Below are 16,618 nucleotides of genomic sequence, written 5' to 3' on the forward strand. Positions count from 1 at the left end.
CTTGAGTCGCCTGACGTGTCGTCTGCGGGTGGCTCGCAACCACCTTGGCACTTGACCAGGCAGCGGTCGCCGCTCGGCGTCAGCTGCTGGCCGAACGGCGACCGATCCCCATGCCACATGGGCTCCAGTCAAGCGTACCAATCCGCCCGTGCAGCCAGATCATCTGAGGAAGGTGCGATCACACCCTTTCCACGTTGAAAGCCAAGGGTGCCTCGGGCCAAAATGCACGGATGCCTGACATCAGCCACTTCATCGCCAGCAACGGGCGCCCCGTGACCAAGCTGGTCACCAGTTCTGGCGTGACCGCCTACGTAGCCGATGAGATTCCGTTGGAGGCGCTGATCGGCCTGGGCGAGAGACTGCGCAGAAAGCTCGGGCTGCCTGCCGATCACGCGCCAGTCGGCAATCTGCCGTCGCGCAGGACCGGGCATCGCGGGCTGAAGAAGCGCTGAGCGGCTAGACGCCAGCTGTCGTGGAGCAACGGCGAGTCAGGTCACCAGTAGCAGCACGCTGGGTGACGACTTTCCCACCGCGGCGGCCGTCCGGTACGTCGCAAGCGCCTCCCGGCCGCCGCCGTGGAAAAGCCGCAGGCCGGCTGCGGTCTCGATACAGCAAGCGGCTCCGAGCCGCTGATGCTCATGCTGCGGACCATGGGCTTCGGCGCCGGCTACCACGCGCCTCAGGAGACGGCCGCGGCTCTGCAGGCGTTGCGCCCGCACATGACCTCGGAAGGTCAGGCCTTCTTCGAGAACCTCGGCCGCACGTCAGCCCAGACCGGCGGCCAGATCTCGAACGAACAGCTGCAGCAAGGCATGGGACACCTGCAGAGCGCGGCCAGGGCGCGCGACCAGCAGTACGTCCCCAAGGACCAAACAAGCGCCAGCCTATCCGGGTGCCTTAGGTACTGGCTCGGGCCGACTGGTAGCTGGCGGCAGACAGAGAAGGCGGCTCGCTGCAGGTGCTTCACGAGCTCGGTCAACGGTCAGCGTCGCCAAGACCCCAGCGCTCGTTGTCGCGAGCGTGAGCACGAACCGCGGCGACGGGACTGTGCAGTGCCACGTGCGTAGGTACGTTAGGGCCCCAAGCCAGATCCTCGGCAAACTGATCTCGTGCCGGACCATCAGCCTCGACCTGAACACGCGGAGACGTGCCCTCGACACTCGCGGCCACGATCCCGTCGGGATGGGCGTACGGGTTCTCGCGGTGCGTCTTCACGTCCACACCCTGCATCGACGCACCAAAGGCGTCGCTCGCGTCGATCACGGCGCTGCAGAACCTGAACCGCAAGGGGTGTCCATCTACATCACCGCCGTGGACATCCGCCGGTTCGTGGGGATGGCCACAAACGCCAGTCCCATGACCGAGTCACAGTGGGAGCGCCACCTCGGCACGATCGCCGTCGACCAATGCACCAGCTCCCGCTGAAGCTGGGGAATGCGCAGACCCCCTCTGCGCTGTCGCTCATCGGCGAACACCAACCCACCAAGGAGACCGCATGCAGTTCCTCAGCAGGAGCCTCGGCGCTGACCGCATGTAAACGGCGACCATCGAGGCCACCCCCGAGATGGTTCGCCGGCTGCTCGATGCCGGCGTCAGCAAGTTCCTCGTGTGCGACGACCGAGACGGCAGCGGCGGCGTGCAGATCAACGTCAAGGTCGCCGATCTGGTCAGCAGCGTCGAGCAGAGGCTGGAATCCGAATGATCGGAGAGATCATGCGCAGCTATCCGCAGCGGCATCGGGTGCCACAGCTTCAGGGCCACTGGCATCACCGAGTACCTGCGCAACGGAGGACGACTGGAGGTGGCACGACAGATGGCCAATTACGAGCTGGCCCGGACGACCGGGCTGCATGACTGGCGCCGGGACCAGATGAGCGTGGAGGAGGTGGAGCGGATCTTGATCTGACGCCGCGCCTTGTCGGATAGTGGGTGCCTTCCACTGCACGGCAGGGCCACCGAGTTGGCATCAAGGATCGCGAGCTTCAGCGTGCTCGGGCATCTCCAACTGGAGGTTGTTTTCGAGGACGGACGCAAGCTCCTTGTTGAGTTCGACCCAAAGCGATTGACGGGCCCACTGGCCTCCTTAACTGAGGCGGGTGAGTTCGCGGCAGCGTACCTGCGGCACGGGACAGTGGCGTGGCCATGCGGCGCCGCGATTGACAACGAGGTAGCAAGCATCCGCGCCGACGAAGTCGAGGTGTGGCGCCCGACCTAGCCTTGCCCGACCCCGCGCAACGCCTTAGACGCGGCGGTGATCGGCTGCTCTGCAGCGTTTGCGGCCGGTCAGTGTCACCACTGCGATGCGCGCTGACCGCCGTGAACCGGTCACTCGGAGTGACGATTCGACCTCGTTGGTCTGCAGCGACGCCATGATCAGGGTATACAGCACGCGAGATTGACCAGCCCGCCCACGACGTAAACGGCGCTTGGCTACACTTCGAAGCCCATGCGTCGATCCGCCGTCCTATTTGTCATGCTGTTTGCCCTGCTCTGGCAATCGCTGGCACTGGCACGCCCGGGATCGACGATCAACGTGCTGGCCGACCTCGAGCACGCGGCCCTGCATTGGCAGCAGGAGGGGCACCACCATCACGAGGATGGCTCCTTCCACCTGGACGACTCGCAGGCGTCGCAGTTCCATCTGCTCAGCGACCACCTGACGCCAGCGACGGCGCTGCTGCCAGCCGTCTCGCACCACTTCCCGCCCAGCGCGTCCGCGCAGCCCGGCGGGCTGCACGGCACCCGAGTGCCTGATCCCTTCCTCGACGGCCTCCTCAGGCCACCACGCTCGAGCTCCTGACCCGCCTCCGCGGCGGGCGTCCACCCATGGGCGCCCGACCTCCCGTCGCACACGCTCGCACGTGAGCAATGGTCTGCATCCGACGCGCTCTGTGCGTCCCGCATGACCTGAGCTCGCAGGCCACTTGGTTGCGACTGTCGATTCGTCAGGATCATCGTGAAGACTTCATCGAGGCTTGCTGCCTGCGCGTTTGCAGGCATGGCGGTCGGCGCGCCCGCGTGGGCCCAGCCGGCTGCGCTGCCACCCGTCACATCGGTCACAACGCCCAGCGCGGCAGGAGACACCATCTCCCTGCGCGAGGCCCTCGACGCGGCCTGGCAGCGCGCCGTCTCAGCGCGTGAAGCCGACGGACAGCGACGCCGCGCCGAGGCCGAGCGCCTGGCGACCAGCAGACTCTGGGCGGCGGCGCCCACGCTGGAACTGAGCCATCGCGTCGACCGTCCGCTCGGCGGTGCCGGCGGGCGCGAGACCGAGCTCGGCATCGCCGTCCCGCTCTGGTTGCCCGGCCAGAGGGCAGCCCGTTCGGGGACGGCCGATGCCGCAGCCGCGCAGGCACAAGGCGCCGCGCAGGTGGCCCGTCTGCGCCTGGCCGGCGAACTTCGCGAAGCCGCGTGGCACATGGCCGCGCTGCAGGCCGAGGTCCAGCAGGCCGACGCTCAGGCGGCAGCGCTGCGGCAACTGGCCGACGATGTCGAGCGCCGGGTGCGCGCCGGTGACCTGGCCCGCGCCGACAGCCTGGCGGCCCAGGCCGAGCATCTGGCGGCGGCAGCGGCCCTGGCCGATACCCGGCAGCGGCTGCAGGCCGCCCGCGCCCGCTGGACGCTGGTGACTGGGCTGACGGCGCTGCCGGACCTGTCCGGCGTGGCCGCGCCAGACGACGCTGCCGCGGACGTGGCTCGGCACCCCGAGTGGCAGCTGGCCGCCCAGTCCACCGAACTGGCGCGCAAGCGTCTGGACCTCGTCCGCCACTCTCGACGCGATGCGCCCGAACTGACGGTCGGCGTGCGCCAGGACGCGCCGGGCCGGGGCGAGGCGTCGCAAGGCAGCCTGGTCGTCGGCCTGCGCCTGCCGTTCGGCACGGACGACCGGAACCAGCCCCTCGAAGCCGCGGCGCTGTCCGAGCTGGACATCGCGCAGACGCAGGAACAGCGGCTGCGCGAGCGCCTGGACAGCGACATCGCAGCGGCGCGCGACGCACAGCGTTCGGCCGTATTGCAGCTCGACGCCGAGACCGCCCGTGCGCGGCTGCTGCGCGAGCGCGCCACCCTGATCGATAAGTCCTTCCGCGCCGGCGAAACGCCGCTGCCCGACCTGCTGCGTGTGCTTGCGGCCGCAGCCCAGGCCGACAGCGCCGTCGCCCGCCAGACCGCCGCGCTGGGTCTCGCCCGCGCGCGACTCCAACAAGCCCTCGGACTCCTCCCATGAACCTCTCTCGCCTGCACGGGCCGCACCCGCTGGCCGCAGCCGCCATCGCGCTCCTGTTGACCCTCGGGTCCGCCGCCTTCGCCGGTCCTGGTGCGCATGGTCCCAACGGGGAACACCTCGACGCACCGACCACGGCGGTGATGGCGCCCACCCTGCCGCGCCTGGAGGCCCAGACGGAAGGCTTTGAACTCGTGGCCGAACTGCGCGCTGGCGAACTCGTCATCCTCGTGGACCGCTACGAAACGAACGAGCCGGTGCTGGGCGCCAAGCTCGAAGTGGAGAGCGGCGGCGTCAAGGCCATCGCCGCCTTCCGCGCCGAACAGGGAGACTACGCCGTCACTGATGCGACCCTGCTGAAGGCGTTGGCCTCGCCCGGCGAGCACGGCTTGGTCTTCACGCTGGTCGCAGGGGCCGAGAGCGACCTGCTCGACGGCACGCTGGTCGCGGCGGCCGGCCGCGCCGCAAGCCCGCAAGACGATCACGGGCACAGCCACGACGATCACGACCACGAACTCGAGCGCGCCGTGTGGATCGGCGCGGGCATCGCGGGCCTCGGCCTGATCGGAGGCAGCGCCTGGTGGCGCCAGCGCCGCAACGGCAGCAGCGCCCAGAAGGAGGCCGTGTGATGACGACGCGCCTCAACCTCGTCGCAGCCGCGGCACTGCTCGCACTGTCCACCGCGTTCTCCACGGCGTTCGCCGCCCCCGGCGCGCACGGCCCCAACGGCGAGCACCTCGATGCCCCCGGCGCGGCCGTCAACGCCTCGGGCCTGGCGCGCCTGCCGGACGGCAGCGTCAACGTCCCCAAGGCGGCGCAGCGGCGCATGGCCATCCGCACGCTGCTGGCGCCCGAGTCCGAGGCCGCGGCGACCGTCGAGCTGCCCGGTCGGGTGGTCGTGGACCCGAACGCCAGCGGCCGCGTGCAGGCCGTGCACGGTGGCCGCATCGAGCCCGGACCGAAGGGCCTGCCGGTGGCCGGCCAGGCGGTGCGGCGCGGGGACGTGCTGGCCTATGTGCGCCACCACGCGGACCCCTATACCCAGGGCGCCCAGCAGGCCCAACTGGCCGAGCTGCGCGCGCAGCGTCAGCTCGCCGAACAGCGCGTGCAGCGGCTCGAAGGTCTGGAAGGCACGGTGCCCCGCAAGGAGATCGAAGCCGCACGCACCGAAGCCGCGAGCCTGGCCGAAGGAGAACGCAGCATCGGCGCCAGTCTCGTCGCCCGCGAAGCACTGATCGCCCCGGTGGGCGGTGTCATTGCCCGCGCCGACCTCGCGGTCGGTCAGGTCGTGGAACCGCGCGACGTGCTGTTCGAGGTGGTCGACCCGGCGCGCATGCTGGTCGAGGCCACGACCGCCGACGCCACGCTGGCCGCCCGCATCGCCGGCGCTGCGTTGCAGGGCGTGCCCGACGTGACACTGCGTTTGCTGGGCGCCTCACGGTCGCTGCGCGACGGGGTGCTGCCGATCACTTTTGCCGTAGGCACCGCAAAGGCCGGAAGTGCTCTGCCGCTGGCCATAGGCCAGCCGGTGACGGTGGTCGCGCGGTCGAAGGAGCGCATCAAGGGCATCGTGCTGCCTGCCCAGGCCGTCGTGCGCAACCCGTCGAACGAGCCCATCGTCTGGATCAAGTCGGGCGCCGAGCGCTTCATCCCGATGCCGGTGCAGTTCAAGCCCCTGGACGCCAGCACGGTGGTGGTGACGCAAGGCCTGAGCGCGGACAACCGCGTCGTGGTCCAAGGTGCACCGCTGATCGCGCAGATTCGCTGAACGGGAGCGCCCTTCATGTTCAACTGGATCGTTCGCTCAAGCCTGCACAACCGCCTGTTCGTGCTGGCGGTGGCGGCGCTGCTGATGGTGGTCGGGGCGATGACGGCGTGGCGCACGCCCGTCGACGTCTTCCCGGACCTCAACAAGCCGCTGATCACCGTGCTCACCGAAGCCGGCGGCATGGCGCCGCAGGAGGTCGAGCAACTCGTCACCTTCCCGCTGGAGACCGCGCTGAACGGCATGCCCGGGGTGACGCGCGTACGCAGCACCTCGGGCGTTGGCTTGTCCATCGTCTACGCCGAGTTCGACTGGGGCACCGATGTCTATCGCAACCGCCAGCTGGTGGCGGAGCGGCTCGCCCTGGTGCGCGAGCAGATGCCGGGCGACATCACGCCGGTGATGGGCCCGGTCTCGTCGATCATGGGCGAGATCATGCTGGTGGCGCTGCCCCTGGTGCCCGGCGATGGCCGGACGCCGGTGGCCACGCCCATGCAGGCGCGCGAGTACGCCGACTTCGTGCTGCGGCCGCGGCTGCTCTCGATACCCGGGGTGTCTCAGGTCATCCCGATTGGCGGTGAAGTCCGCACCTTGCGCGTGGCGCCCGACACGGCGCGCATGGCGCAGTTCGGCGTGTCGCTCACGCAGGTGGAGCAGGCGCTGAAGGGCTATGCCGGCAACGCCGGCGGCGGCTTCATCGACCTGAACAGCCGCGAGTACCTGATCCGGCACCTCGGGCGCAGCAACCGGGTCGAGGACCTGGCGGGCGTGGCCGTCGCCTGGAAGGACGGCCGCGCGATCCTGCTCGAGCAGGTGGCCAGCGTGGCCTTCGCCGCGGGCCTCAAGCGCGGCGACGCCGGCTACAACGGCCTGCCGGCGGTGATCGTCAGCGTGCAGAAGCAGCCCGACGCCGACACCGTGAAGCTCACCGCGCACGTGGAGTCGGCGCTGGCCGAGCTGAAGCAGGGCCTGCCGCCCGGCCTCGCCGAGCCCCGGGTGCTGTTCCGCCAAGCCGATTTCATCAAGGCGTCCATCGGCAACGTGGCCGAGGCCTTGCGCGACGGCGCGATCATGGTCGCCATCGTGCTGTTCGCCTTCCTGCTGTCGGCACGCACGACGGTGATCTCGCTGGTGGCGATCCCGCTGTCGCTGGCGGTCACGGCCCTGGTCTTCAAGCTGCTCGGGCAGTCGATCAACGTCATGACGCTGGGCGGCCTGGCGATTGCCATCGGCGAGCTCGTGGACGACGCCGTGGTGGATGTGGAGAACATCCTGCGGCGCCTGAAGCAGAACAGGGCTGCGGGCAACCCGCTGTCGGTGCTGGAGGTGGTGCGCCGCGCCAGCGTGGAGGTGCGCTCGGGCATCTTCTACGCGACCGTCATCGTGGTGCTGGTGTTCGTGCCGCTGTTCGCGCTGCCCGGCATCGAGGGGCGCCTCTTCACGCCGCTGGGCATCGCCTACATCGTCTCCATCGGCGCGTCGATGCTGGTCTCGATGACGGTCACGCCGGTCATGTGCTACTACATGCTGCCGACGATGAAGCGCCTGGACCATGGCGACAGCCCCCTGGTGGCCTGGCTCAAGCGCCAAGACACGAAGCTGCTGCACTGGTCCTTCGGCCGCGCGAAGCTGCTCATCGCGCTGGCCGTCCTGGCCGTGGCCGGTGCCGCGGCGACGGTACCCTTCTTCCCGCGCGCTTTCCTGCCGGCCTTCAACGAGGGCTCGCTGGTGCTGGGTCTGATCATGCAGCCCGGCACCTCGCTCGCCGAAGCCAACCGCGTGGGTGCGGTGGCCGAGACCTTGATTCGCCAGGTGCCGGAGGTGACCCAGGTGGGCCGACGCACCGGTCGCGCCGAGCTGGACGAGCACGCCGAGGGCGTGCACTCGGCCGAGATCGACGTCGACCTGAAGCGCTCCGACCGTGACCGCGAGGCCATCATGGCCGACATCCGCGAACGGTTGTCCACGCTGCCGGCGCAGGTGGCCATCGGCCAGCCCATCAGCCACCGGCTGGACCATCTGCTGTCGGGCGTGCGGGCGCAGATCGCGGTGAAGATCTTCGGCGACGACACCGACACGCTGCGCGGCCTGGCCGAGCAGCTGCGCGCGCAGATGGCGACCGTGCCTGGGCTGGTGGACTTGACGGTCGAGAAGCAGGTGCTGATCCCGCAGATCACCGTGCGGCTGGACCACCGCAAGGCGGCGCAGATGGGCCTCGCGCCCGGCGAGGCGATCCGCGTACTGCAGGCGCTGACGGACGGCGCCCATGGCGCGCAGATCGTCGACGGCCCGCGCCGCTACGAGCTGGTGCTGCGCCTGCCAGACGACCGGCGCAGCCCGCAGGACCTGGCGCGCACGCTGATCGACACGCCGGCTGGCCGCGTGCCGGTGTCGAGCATCGCGACCGTGGAGGAGACCGACGGCCCGAACCAGATCGGCCGCGAGAACGGCCGCCGCCGTATCGTCGTCTACGCCAACACCGACGGCGGCGACGTGGGCGAGGTCATCGCCGCCATCCGCGGCATCGTGGCGGCGCAGTCCCTGCCCACGGGGACGTTCATCAGCCTGGAGGGCCAGTTCCAGGCCCAGGAACAGGCGACAAGGCTGATCGCCGGCCTGTCGGTGGTGTCGCTGGCGATGATCTTCCTGGTGCTCTACAGCCGCTACCAGTCGGCGGTGCTGGCCGGCATCGTGATGGCCAACATCCCGCTGGCGCTGATCGGCTCCGTGGTGGCGATGTGGATCGCCGGCGTGCAGCTCTCGGTGGCGTCGATGGTGGGCTTCATCACGCTGGCGGGTATCGCCACACGCAATGGCATCCTGAAGGTCAGCCACTACATCAACCTGTGCAAGTTCGAGGGCGAGAGCTTCTCGCAGGCCATGATCGTGCGCGGGTCGCTGGAGCGGCTGACCCCGGTGCTGATGACGGCGCTGGTGGCGGCCTTCGCGCTGACCCCGCTGCTGCTGGCGGCCGACGCGCCGGGCAAGGAGATCCTGCATCCGGTGGCGGTGGTGATCTTCGGCGGGCTGGTCAGTTCGACCCTGCTCGACACGCTGCTGACCCCGGTGCTGTTCTGGCTGTTCGGCGAGAAGGCCACGCGCAGGCTCGTGCAGTCACCGACCCAAGCCTCCGAGCCGGCGCCGGCCCAGGAAGCCTACTGAGTTCCAATCAGGCCCGACGGCGCCGCCTGTTCCCGTGCGCCGCACCCCAAGGAGTTTGCAGAGATGAAGACCAAGCTGTTGGCAGCCGTCGTGCTGGGCCTGTCAGTCCTGTCGTTCAACATCGCGATGGCCCACGGTGACAACAAGCCCAAGCACGGTGGTGTGGTGGCCACGGCCAGTGACCTGCACTTCGAGCTGGTGGGCACGCCGACGGGTGCGTTGATCTACATCGACGACCACGGCAAGCCCATGGCGCCCACCGGCATGAGTGGCAAGCTGACCGTGCTGAACGGTGCGGAGAAGTCAGAGGCGACGTTGGCGGTGGCCGGCGACAGGCTGGAGGCCAAGGGCGTGAAGCTCGCGCCGGGGGCCAAGGTCGTCGCCGCGCTCACGACGCCGGCCAAGAAGGCGATCACGGTGCGCTTCACCGTCAAGTAGACCGTCCGTGCAGCGCGCCCCACACCTGCCGGCCCTGCGCGGAGGGCTGTTCGCCCTGCTGGCCGCCGCGCTGTTTGGCATCAGCACGCCGCTGGTCCAGCAGTTCGGCGCCGGGTTGGGCGCCTTCAGCACGGCGGCCCTGCTGTACGCGGGTGCCGCCGCGGTGGGCCTGCTGTCGCGACAACCGATCGAACGCGAGGCCCGGCTGCAGCGCCGTGACGGCCCGCGACTGCTGGCGATGGCCGCCTTCGGCGCCGTGCTTGGCCCAGTGGCGCTGGCCTGGGGGCTGCAGAACACCAGCGGCACCAGTGCCTCGCTGATGCTGACGCTGGAGGCGCTGTTCACCGCGGTGCTGGCGTGGCGCCTGTACCGCGAGACCATGGACGGCCGCGTGTGGGCGGCGATGGCGCTTCTGCTGGCAGGCGGCATGGTGCTGGTGCTGGACCAGGGCCGTACCGGTGAAGCGCAACTCTGGGGCCTGCTGGCGGTGCTGCTGGCCACCGCCGCCTGGGGCGTGGATAACACGCTATCGCGCGCCTTGGCGGAGCGCGATCCGGGCCAAGTTGTGCTGGCCAAGGCACTGCTGGGCGCCACGGCCACGTCTTTGCTGGCGGTGGCATTTGGTGAGCCCCTGCCTTCTGCAGGTGCGGCATTCGCGCTGTTGGCCGTGGGTGCGACCGGCTATGGCCTGAGTCTGCGTTTCTACCTGCTGGCGCAGCGGGCCTTCGGCGCGGCACGCACGGGCTCGGTGTTTGCATTCGCACCCTTCATCGGTGCTGCGCTAGCGGTGGCGCTGGGGGATCGCTCGGCGAGCGGCCTGATGGCGCTGGGCAGCTTGCTGATGCTGGCAGGCGTGGTGCTGCACCTCGCGGAGTCACATGCACACGAGCATGACCACGAGGCGCTCGAGCACGAACACGCGCACCGACACGACGATGGGCATCACGGTCACGTACACGACCCCATGCCGGTCGGTGAGCACAGTCACTGGCATCGGCACGAGCCGCAGCGGCATGCCCATGCGCATGTGCCGGATGCGCATCACGCCCACCGTCACTGAGAAGCCGGAATTTGGATCCACTGGGCATACGGGCCATACGGCAGGCGGTCCAAGGGGAACGGACGCCTGACTGAATAGACGGCTGACTGTCTGGTTGCGGCGGCTGCGGCCACTCAGACCGTGCGGTGCGAATGACTCCGTTCAGTCTAGAGCGGCCCGTCTTTATGCGGCTGGGACCGACCAGCCGAGTGGGCTCACTGCCGCTGATGAACCTTGTGAATGGGCGCTCGAGCGACGCTCTGCCGCGCCACAGTCCTGACCTCAGCCATCAGCGAGCGCGCATCCCAGTCCACGGGCCAGCCCTGCCAGAGGCGCATCCGCCCCTCGACGTGGACCGAGATCACTTGGTCTCGCGACGCCAGTCGAACCAGCTCCCAGCCCAGATCCCAGGACGGCGTCAGTTCCGGAACGTCCAGATCGAGCAGCAGGAAGTCCGCGGACAGGCCAGTCTCGACGCGACCGGTCACACGGCCAAGTCCTGCGGCATAGGCGCCACCCGCCGTGGCCATCGTCAGCCACAGGCTGCCGCCGCCGCACACGGCGTCGCCGCTGGCCATCCCGAAGGCCAGGCGTTGGTTGCTCTCCGCGGCGTCCATCATGCGGAAGGCGTCGCTGCGGGTGCCATCGGTGCCGAGGCCCAGGCGCACGCCCAGGGCCGCGAGCAGTTCCGTCGGTGCCACCGCGTTGCCCTTCCATGGGCTGGCCACGGGGTTGATCGACACCGCGGCGCCATGGTCTCGCAGTAGCAGCATCTCGGCAGGGGTGAGCATCGTGCAATGCGCGAGCAGCGACTGCGGGCCCAGCGCCCCCGATGCCTGCAGGTGCTGCAACGGCCGCAGGCCGCGCGCCACGAGCGAGCGCTCCACGGACGCCAGGTGCTCGTTCACGTGCACCTGCAGCACGGTGCCCGCCTCGGCCGCCAGTGCCGCGGCCGCGCCGAGCATCGCGTCCGTCGCGGCCTCGGGGATCGAGATCGCGAGCGATGGGTGCCATCCCGGCGATGCCTGAGCCAGGAAGCGCTCCGCGGCGGTCAGCGTCGCACCGTGCGCCGTGCCGTCGTCGTTGCAGACGAATGACGGGACGCACCGGATGCCCGCTTCGCGCGTGGCCGCAGCCATGGCCTCGAGCCCGTGTGACGAGCGGGCGCCCGCGTCGCAGACCGTGGTGTAGCCGCCGCGCAAGGCCTCCAGGGACGCCAGCTTGGCGCTGAGGTACAGGCTGTGCGGGTCCAGGCTGCCTTCGAGCGGCACCCAGATCCGGCGGAAGATTTCCGAAGGTTCGCCAAAGGCCAGGGCCTTGCCGAAGCTCTGCGTCAGATGGTGGTGCGCGTCTACGAAGCCGGGCATCAGCATCGTCAGCGGCAGCGTCAACGGAGCCAGCGCCGGGGCCCGCGCCATCACCTTGGCCAGGGGGCCGACATCGGCGAAACGGCCGCCGCGCACGCACCCTGTCGCGTCTACATGCGCGGCCGTCGGTGCCATATGGTTCGGCTGGAGAGCGCTCAGCAAATCGGAGCAGCAAGCCCTGCTCGACAAGCTCAGCCAGGGCTTCTCGCTGGCGACCGAGGTCATCCGTGAGGCCATCGACCTTGCGTTGAAGCTGCTCAAGTCCATCCTCGGCTCCAAGGAAATCGCGGGGCTTAAGGACTTCCTTGTCGCCTCGGCGGCGGGTTTCGGCCGCACCTTGTATGCGATCACTGGGCAAGTGCGCGACCTGATCTATTCACGAGCCAGTGGCGCCGACACAGGCCGAGATCCGCTCAACGGTGCACTCATGCCGGTGCTCAGGGCCATGGATCGCGAGACGGAGCTGGAACCCTTGCTGGTCACTTCGCTCAAGGTGGACCGCAAGAAGCTGCACGGCATGGTTCGAGAAGAATTGGAGCTGATGGCTGCCGGCGAGTTGGCGCAGGCCGCCGGCTACTCACTGCCGGGCGCATCTGTGCCGGCCTACGACGACATCGTGCGCATCGTTGCAAGGCAGCTGAAGCTGCCAACTCGCGCGGAACTTTCGACGGAAGATGTGGAGCGCGCGATCCTCTTCAAGGTCATGGAGCGCTCGCTGGAGCGCATGAGTGAGGAACAGCAGCAGTCTCTGACCCGTGACGTGGAGCGAGGCCTTCGCGAGCGCGGCATCGATCGCAAGGTGAGCTTCACCGAGGTGGTCAAGTTCGTGAAGTTCACTGGCATGGACGTGGGTGGGACGGTCGGAACGCTGGCGATGACGGCGCCGGGCCTTACCGGCGCCATTGGCCTGAACGCGCTGCAATTCATCGTGCTCAAGGGAATCATCATGACCTCGGGCTACATGGCTGCCGGAGGTGCGCTTCTGGGCTTCGGCATGGGCGGAGCAATGCTCACCGTAGCGGGCGCCGCGGGCCCGATCGGCGTGGCAGCAGGGCTGCTGTACACGGCGTATTCGTTGTCGGGGCCGGCGTTCCGGAAGCTGATTCCGGCGATTTGCATGGTCGCAGCCAAGCGAGTCGAACTCCATGGTCGCGCGAACGACTCACGCAGCGTGAGCGACACGAGGTTTTCAGCCTCAGCCGGCGGCGATCGCGGTTTGTCCGGGCCCGCCGACCCCCAGAGTGTCCAGCCATGATCCCAGAACGCTTCTGCATTGACTACCCTTCCCGAGTTCTGACATTGCTGGAGCGGCTGTCGCCCCAGGCTGAGCAGCTGGATCTATCGACAACGTTCTTGCTGTCGCTGGCGATGCCGATGCTCGTGATTCCGCTCGAGCGACTCAAGTCAGGACATTTGTTCAGCGATACAAACGCCGACTCCGGACCGCATCGTGCGCTGCAGACTTTGTATTCGGCTGCGTTCGAAGACACGCCGTTCTGGATCGAAGACGACCGAGAGCGGTGGCGCTTCGCCTATGTCATCCGGAACCTGGACTCGCCCCGCCGATGGGAGGACGAGCATGGTTCTCATCCGCTCCGCCGACCTGAGCCTTCTCAAGCTGCCAGCACCAGGCTGGACGACTTCGTTCTGACGATGCGCAACGGCATGTCGCACGGAACCGTTGTGTACCTCGACGAGAACGGCGATGAGAGTCCCCATCGAAGGGTCACACAGATCGCGTTCCTCTCGAACGTCACGGGCAGCACCGCCGAGGCGGTCGGGACACTGCCTAGAGGCGCGCGGAGGCTCGTCGCTGTGGAAGAGGACGCGCTGCGCAGGTTTCTTTACGCTTGGTGCCAATGGCTGAGGAGCTTCTCTCTCTCCTCGACCCTGCGCCTCGCCGCCTGATGAAGCCTGGAGAACCCCCTGATGTACGAAGAAGAGGAAGAAGACGACGACACGGACTCGGTGTCTCCTCCGGATGAGGAGTCGCGAGTGCGAGTCGAGGACCTCGAGCGTCTACGACGCTCGGCCAGCGAAGAGTTGGAGCGACTGACGGGTCGAGCGCTTCCGGAATGGACGGCCCAGCCCGTAGTGGCGCAGCAGTCTCGAAGGCACGACTTGTGGGGGATCGACATCCCGGTCGGCCCGCTGTTCTATCCCTGCTGCGGAACGGATACGGGCGACGCGGCAACGCTCTTCGGCCCATACGTCAGCGAGCTGCACTTCGCTGACCCCTTTTGTGCGCCCCATCGCATGGCCCGTTCGGTGGCCCGCCCTGATCTTCATCTAACCAAGGGGCAACGCGGCACCTCTCAGATCCTGCGCGAGATCGGCAACGTAGTCACGGGTGCCAGCGGCCACTTCCAGTTCAGCGTCAAGGGCTGCCAGGCGTACGGCCACATGAAGGACGGCCTCCTGACGCTCCTTGAGGATCTCGGAGAGCTGGCGGTCTTCTTCTACCGGCGAGACAGCGAGGGCGAGGGTGGAAGTGATCAGCGATGGCTGAGGCCTGTGCTGTTCGATGTTCTGCTCTCGCGCATGCTCGATGGTGGTGTCATCTACACGGATGGCTCAAATGGCGGTGGCGCCTACACCGGACTCGCGCCTGACGACGACCACGTCACGAGTCTGCCAGTCGACGCAAACGTAGGTGATGAGATGACCTACCGCAACCGGGTCCTGCGATGTGTCTACAGAGGGGAGGCGACAGGCTGGAATCACCCCGAAGCGGCCTGGCAAATCAAACTGCGGTCCCGGTCCGGGAGCTGAACTTCCGAAGCCCTCGACGTGGTGCAACTCGCCGCGTTCCAGGATCACGCGAAAGTCACCAGCGTCGTCAACTTCCCCGTGATGGTTTCCTGGCGCTGCAGCGGGAACCCGAGGTGCCGCGATCCGTCGCTCAGAGTCAACACAGCCAGTTCAAGTGGCTCGTCCTTGCTGGCCTCTCGCGTCTCGATCTTGACCACCTTCGCAGCGTGCCAGTCGCGCGTGGGCGAACACCTTGGCGGAAACAGGAGATTGACGGCCGGGACCGCGTAACCGACCGGCGAACGAATGAGCTCGAGCAGCTGCTGGTCGTTGGCCAGCAGCAGCGCACTGTTGTAGTCGTGTCCGTATCGGCGCATCGTGACGATGAGCACCGCCGAAACCGCCACCATGTTGAGTGAAGACCAGAGCGTCTGTCCCGGGCCCGCGTCGCTGGGGATCTTGAAATCATCCATCGTCATGAACATGGCTTGACCTTGCGATGCTGAGTCTGGGAGAGCGCATTGTGACGCAAACGCGGCTGACGCAAAAGCATCAGCGGCCGAGACTGCGCCGCATGAAGCCAGCGGATGCCAGTGAGCCGACTCCACCTGTCGGCAGCGCTCGGGCCTTGCTGGCCAGGAACCTGATCGCCCTGCGCCGGGCCAAAGGGTGGTCACAGGAAGCGCTGGCCCTGGAGGCAGGGCTCCACCGTACTTTCGTCGCCCACACGGAGCGATGTGCCAGGAACATCAGCCTGGACAACATCGAGAAGCTCGCGCGGGCCCTGGGCGTGGCGCCGCACCGCTTGCTGGCGTAGCGGCGGCGGCCGCGGCGAGGTCCCCGTGGACCGAGTCGAGCGTGCCGGCCTCCACTGAACGATGCTCGGGCCCGGACAGACCGGCAGAGCACACGCAACGTCCACTGCGCCACCGCACGATCCGAACGCTGCAGGTGCAGCGACTCAGCGACCGTCCGCGCAGTCCCTGGCGGCAGGGCGTGCACGCGATTCCTGCTGCGCTGCCTAGGGCGGCAGACTGCCCAGAGCTTGTGGCTTGATGCCGCCTCGCGCCGTCGCAGGCTTCCCCACGCCGCCAAATCCGCGTACAGTACTGTTCATGCATACAGTATTCGTGCGCAGCCGCTCATGGCCTCGGCGCACGCAGTGATCCATCAACGCCGCCTGCCAGCGGCTACTTTCGTCTCGTAGACCGCGCCGCGGGCCCGGTCTGCGGACCGCGCCTGCCATGAACGCACCGCTACGCCCCGAAGTCTTCATCCGACCTGATCCCGGCCCACAGTTGGACCTGCCGCTGGCGGCCGCTGGCGTGCAGCGGCACGTGTGGGAGAGCCGCTTCGGCACCATGCTCATCGAGGTTCGCGACGGGCAGATCTTCGTCAACGGCAGCCTGGTGGAGCCTGCGGACGGTCCGGCGTCCACGGCCGGGCCTGCCCCGGGTGCTTGACGGCGCGCCTTCATGAGCCGAGGGGCGATCAGCGACGATGAGTTCCCTGACGGGGCCCGCGTGGGAGCAGACAGCACTGCCCCCACGAGACAGCGCGAGCCCACGGCTTCTTCCGGCTTCGGCTCACCGGGCAGCGACTTCACGGTCAAGCGCATCGACCTGAACGACGCGCTGATCCGTCACCCGCAGGCGACCTTCGTGATGCGGGCCTCGGGCGATGCCATGGCCGGGGCGGGCGTAGGCAACGGCGACGTTCTGCTGGTCGACCGCGCCGTGGCGCCCCAGCACGGGCACCTGGTCATCGCCAAGGTCGAGGGCGAGTTGCTCTGTCGCCGGCTGGTGCGGCAGCGCGGGGGCACGGCACTGGAGACTGCCCAGAACCCGGTCCAGCGGATCGTCTGCAACGAGGCT

Annotated in this window: 18 protein-coding genes; 15 read left to right on the plus strand and 3 right to left on the minus strand. The window is 68.3% G+C overall.

Features of this window, described 5'->3' with window-relative positions:
- Positions 1–230: 230 nt before the first annotated feature.
- Complete coding sequence (locus O9280_RS08890) at positions 231–452, plus strand: hypothetical protein (RefSeq protein WP_298341308.1); 222 nt, start codon at positions 231–233, stop codon at positions 450–452.
- A gap of 523 nt (positions 453–975) precedes the next feature.
- Here O9280_RS08890 and O9280_RS08895 read toward each other — a convergent pair.
- Positions 976–1,263 carry a hypothetical protein gene (locus O9280_RS08895; protein ID WP_298341313.1) on the minus strand — a complete coding sequence of 96 codons (288 nt, stop codon included), beginning with the start codon at positions 1,261–1,263 and terminating at the stop codon, positions 976–978.
- A 301-nt stretch (positions 1,264–1,564) separates the two neighbouring features.
- Between O9280_RS08895 and O9280_RS08900 the strand changes: the two genes are divergently transcribed.
- The 8 genes from O9280_RS08900 to O9280_RS08935 all read left to right on the plus strand — a co-directional run bounded on the left by O9280_RS08900 (position 1,565) and on the right by O9280_RS08935 (position 10,647).
- Complete coding sequence (locus tag O9280_RS08900) at positions 1,565–1,702, plus strand: hypothetical protein (protein WP_298341316.1); 138 nt, start codon at positions 1,565–1,567, stop codon at positions 1,700–1,702.
- A gap of 771 nt (positions 1,703–2,473) precedes the next feature.
- Entirely contained in the window at positions 2,474–2,800 is a 327-nt protein-coding gene (locus O9280_RS08905; protein ID WP_298341318.1) for a hypothetical protein, read from the plus strand.
- 198 nt (positions 2,801–2,998) lie between these two features.
- Complete coding sequence (locus tag O9280_RS08910; protein WP_298341321.1) at positions 2,999–4,225, plus strand: TolC family protein; 1,227 nt, start codon at positions 2,999–3,001, stop codon at positions 4,223–4,225.
- On the plus strand, positions 4,222–4,851 hold the full coding sequence (locus O9280_RS08915) for a hypothetical protein (RefSeq protein ID WP_298341324.1): 630 nt from the start codon (positions 4,222–4,224) through the stop codon (positions 4,849–4,851). The genes O9280_RS08910 and O9280_RS08915 overlap by 4 nt, the downstream gene beginning before the upstream one ends.
- Entirely contained in the window at positions 4,851–5,990 is a 1,140-nt protein-coding gene (locus tag O9280_RS08920) for an HlyD family efflux transporter periplasmic adaptor subunit (protein ID WP_298341326.1), read from the plus strand. The genes O9280_RS08915 and O9280_RS08920 overlap by 1 nt, the downstream gene beginning before the upstream one ends.
- A 15-nt stretch (positions 5,991–6,005) precedes the next feature.
- Positions 6,006–9,149, plus strand: a complete 3,144-nt coding sequence (locus tag O9280_RS08925; RefSeq protein WP_298341329.1) for an efflux RND transporter permease subunit — start codon at positions 6,006–6,008, stop codon at positions 9,147–9,149.
- 63 nt (positions 9,150–9,212) lie between these two features.
- Positions 9,213–9,587, plus strand: a complete 375-nt coding sequence (locus O9280_RS08930) for a hypothetical protein (protein WP_298341331.1) — start codon at positions 9,213–9,215, stop codon at positions 9,585–9,587.
- A gap of 7 nt (positions 9,588–9,594) precedes the next feature.
- Positions 9,595–10,647 carry a DMT family transporter gene (locus O9280_RS08935; RefSeq protein WP_298341334.1) on the plus strand — a complete coding sequence of 351 codons (1,053 nt, stop codon included), beginning with the start codon at positions 9,595–9,597 and terminating at the stop codon, positions 10,645–10,647.
- A 194-nt stretch (positions 10,648–10,841) separates the two neighbouring features.
- Here the strand turns inward: O9280_RS08935 and O9280_RS08940 are convergent, their stop codons facing one another.
- Entirely contained in the window at positions 10,842–12,260 is a 1,419-nt protein-coding gene (locus O9280_RS08940) for an amidohydrolase family protein (protein ID WP_298341338.1), read from the minus strand.
- Here O9280_RS08940 and O9280_RS08945 point away from each other — a divergent pair.
- From O9280_RS08945 to O9280_RS08955, 3 genes are read left to right on the plus strand one after another with little or no spacing between them, the layout of a single operon-like run.
- Positions 12,241–13,248: a hypothetical protein gene (locus tag O9280_RS08945; protein ID WP_298341342.1), complete on the plus strand. Its 1,008-nt coding sequence runs from the start codon at positions 12,241–12,243 to the stop codon at positions 13,246–13,248. The genes O9280_RS08940 and O9280_RS08945 overlap by 20 nt on opposite strands.
- Complete coding sequence (locus tag O9280_RS08950) at positions 13,245–13,901, plus strand: hypothetical protein (protein WP_298341345.1); 657 nt, start codon at positions 13,245–13,247, stop codon at positions 13,899–13,901. Before O9280_RS08945 ends, O9280_RS08950 begins: the two co-directional genes overlap by 4 nt.
- A 21-nt stretch (positions 13,902–13,922) precedes the next feature.
- Positions 13,923–14,765: a hypothetical protein gene (locus O9280_RS08955; RefSeq protein ID WP_298341348.1), complete on the plus strand. Its 843-nt coding sequence runs from the start codon at positions 13,923–13,925 to the stop codon at positions 14,763–14,765.
- 44 nt (positions 14,766–14,809) lie between these two features.
- Here the strand turns inward: O9280_RS08955 and O9280_RS08960 are convergent, their stop codons facing one another.
- Positions 14,810–15,229: a hypothetical protein gene (locus O9280_RS08960; protein ID WP_298341352.1), complete on the minus strand. Its 420-nt coding sequence runs from the start codon at positions 15,227–15,229 to the stop codon at positions 14,810–14,812.
- Between the two features lie 14 nt (positions 15,230–15,243).
- Between O9280_RS08960 and O9280_RS08965 the strand changes: the two genes are divergently transcribed.
- From O9280_RS08965 to O9280_RS08975, 3 genes are all read left to right on the plus strand, one after another.
- The gene (locus O9280_RS08965) at positions 15,244–15,561 is read left to right on the plus strand and encodes a helix-turn-helix transcriptional regulator (protein ID WP_298341355.1); all 318 of its coding nucleotides are present in this window, start codon (positions 15,244–15,246) and stop codon (positions 15,559–15,561) included.
- A gap of 427 nt (positions 15,562–15,988) precedes the next feature.
- Complete coding sequence (locus tag O9280_RS08970) at positions 15,989–16,207, plus strand: hypothetical protein (RefSeq protein WP_298341357.1); 219 nt, start codon at positions 15,989–15,991, stop codon at positions 16,205–16,207.
- Between the two features lie 12 nt (positions 16,208–16,219).
- Positions 16,220–16,618 (plus strand): S24 family peptidase (locus O9280_RS08975; protein ID WP_298341361.1); only part of this gene is annotated, 399 nt, incomplete at its 3' end.

The sequence above is a fragment of the Silanimonas sp. genome (assembly GCF_027531545.1).
Classification (GTDB): domain Bacteria; phylum Pseudomonadota; class Gammaproteobacteria; order Xanthomonadales; family Xanthomonadaceae; genus Silanimonas.

Coding starts and splice junctions, on each gene's coding strand:
- O9280_RS08890 (WP_298341308.1), top strand. CDS start 231: ATGCCTGACATCAGCCACTTCATCGCCAGCAACGGGCGCCCCGTGACC.
- O9280_RS08900 (WP_298341316.1), top strand. CDS start 1,565: ATGGTTCGCCGGCTGCTCGATGCCGGCGTCAGCAAGTTCCTCGTGTGC.
- O9280_RS08905 (WP_298341318.1), top strand. CDS start 2,474: ATGCTGTTTGCCCTGCTCTGGCAATCGCTGGCACTGGCACGCCCGGGA.
- O9280_RS08910 (WP_298341321.1), top strand. CDS start 2,999: ATGGCGGTCGGCGCGCCCGCGTGGGCCCAGCCGGCTGCGCTGCCACCC.
- O9280_RS08915 (WP_298341324.1), top strand. CDS start 4,222: ATGAACCTCTCTCGCCTGCACGGGCCGCACCCGCTGGCCGCAGCCGCC.
- O9280_RS08920 (WP_298341326.1), top strand. CDS start 4,851: ATGACGACGCGCCTCAACCTCGTCGCAGCCGCGGCACTGCTCGCACTG.
- O9280_RS08925 (WP_298341329.1), top strand. CDS start 6,006: ATGTTCAACTGGATCGTTCGCTCAAGCCTGCACAACCGCCTGTTCGTG.
- O9280_RS08930 (WP_298341331.1), top strand. CDS start 9,213: ATGAAGACCAAGCTGTTGGCAGCCGTCGTGCTGGGCCTGTCAGTCCTG.
- O9280_RS08940 (WP_298341338.1), bottom strand. CDS start 12,260: ATGGACTTGAGCAGCTTCAACGCAAGGTCGATGGCCTCACGGATGACC.
- O9280_RS08950 (WP_298341345.1), top strand. CDS start 13,245: ATGATCCCAGAACGCTTCTGCATTGACTACCCTTCCCGAGTTCTGACA.
- O9280_RS08955 (WP_298341348.1), top strand. CDS start 13,923: ATGTACGAAGAAGAGGAAGAAGACGACGACACGGACTCGGTGTCTCCT.
- O9280_RS08960 (WP_298341352.1), bottom strand. CDS start 15,229: ATGTTCATGACGATGGATGATTTCAAGATCCCCAGCGACGCGGGCCCG.
- O9280_RS08965 (WP_298341355.1), top strand. CDS start 15,244: ATGCTGAGTCTGGGAGAGCGCATTGTGACGCAAACGCGGCTGACGCAA.
- O9280_RS08970 (WP_298341357.1), top strand. CDS start 15,989: ATGAACGCACCGCTACGCCCCGAAGTCTTCATCCGACCTGATCCCGGC.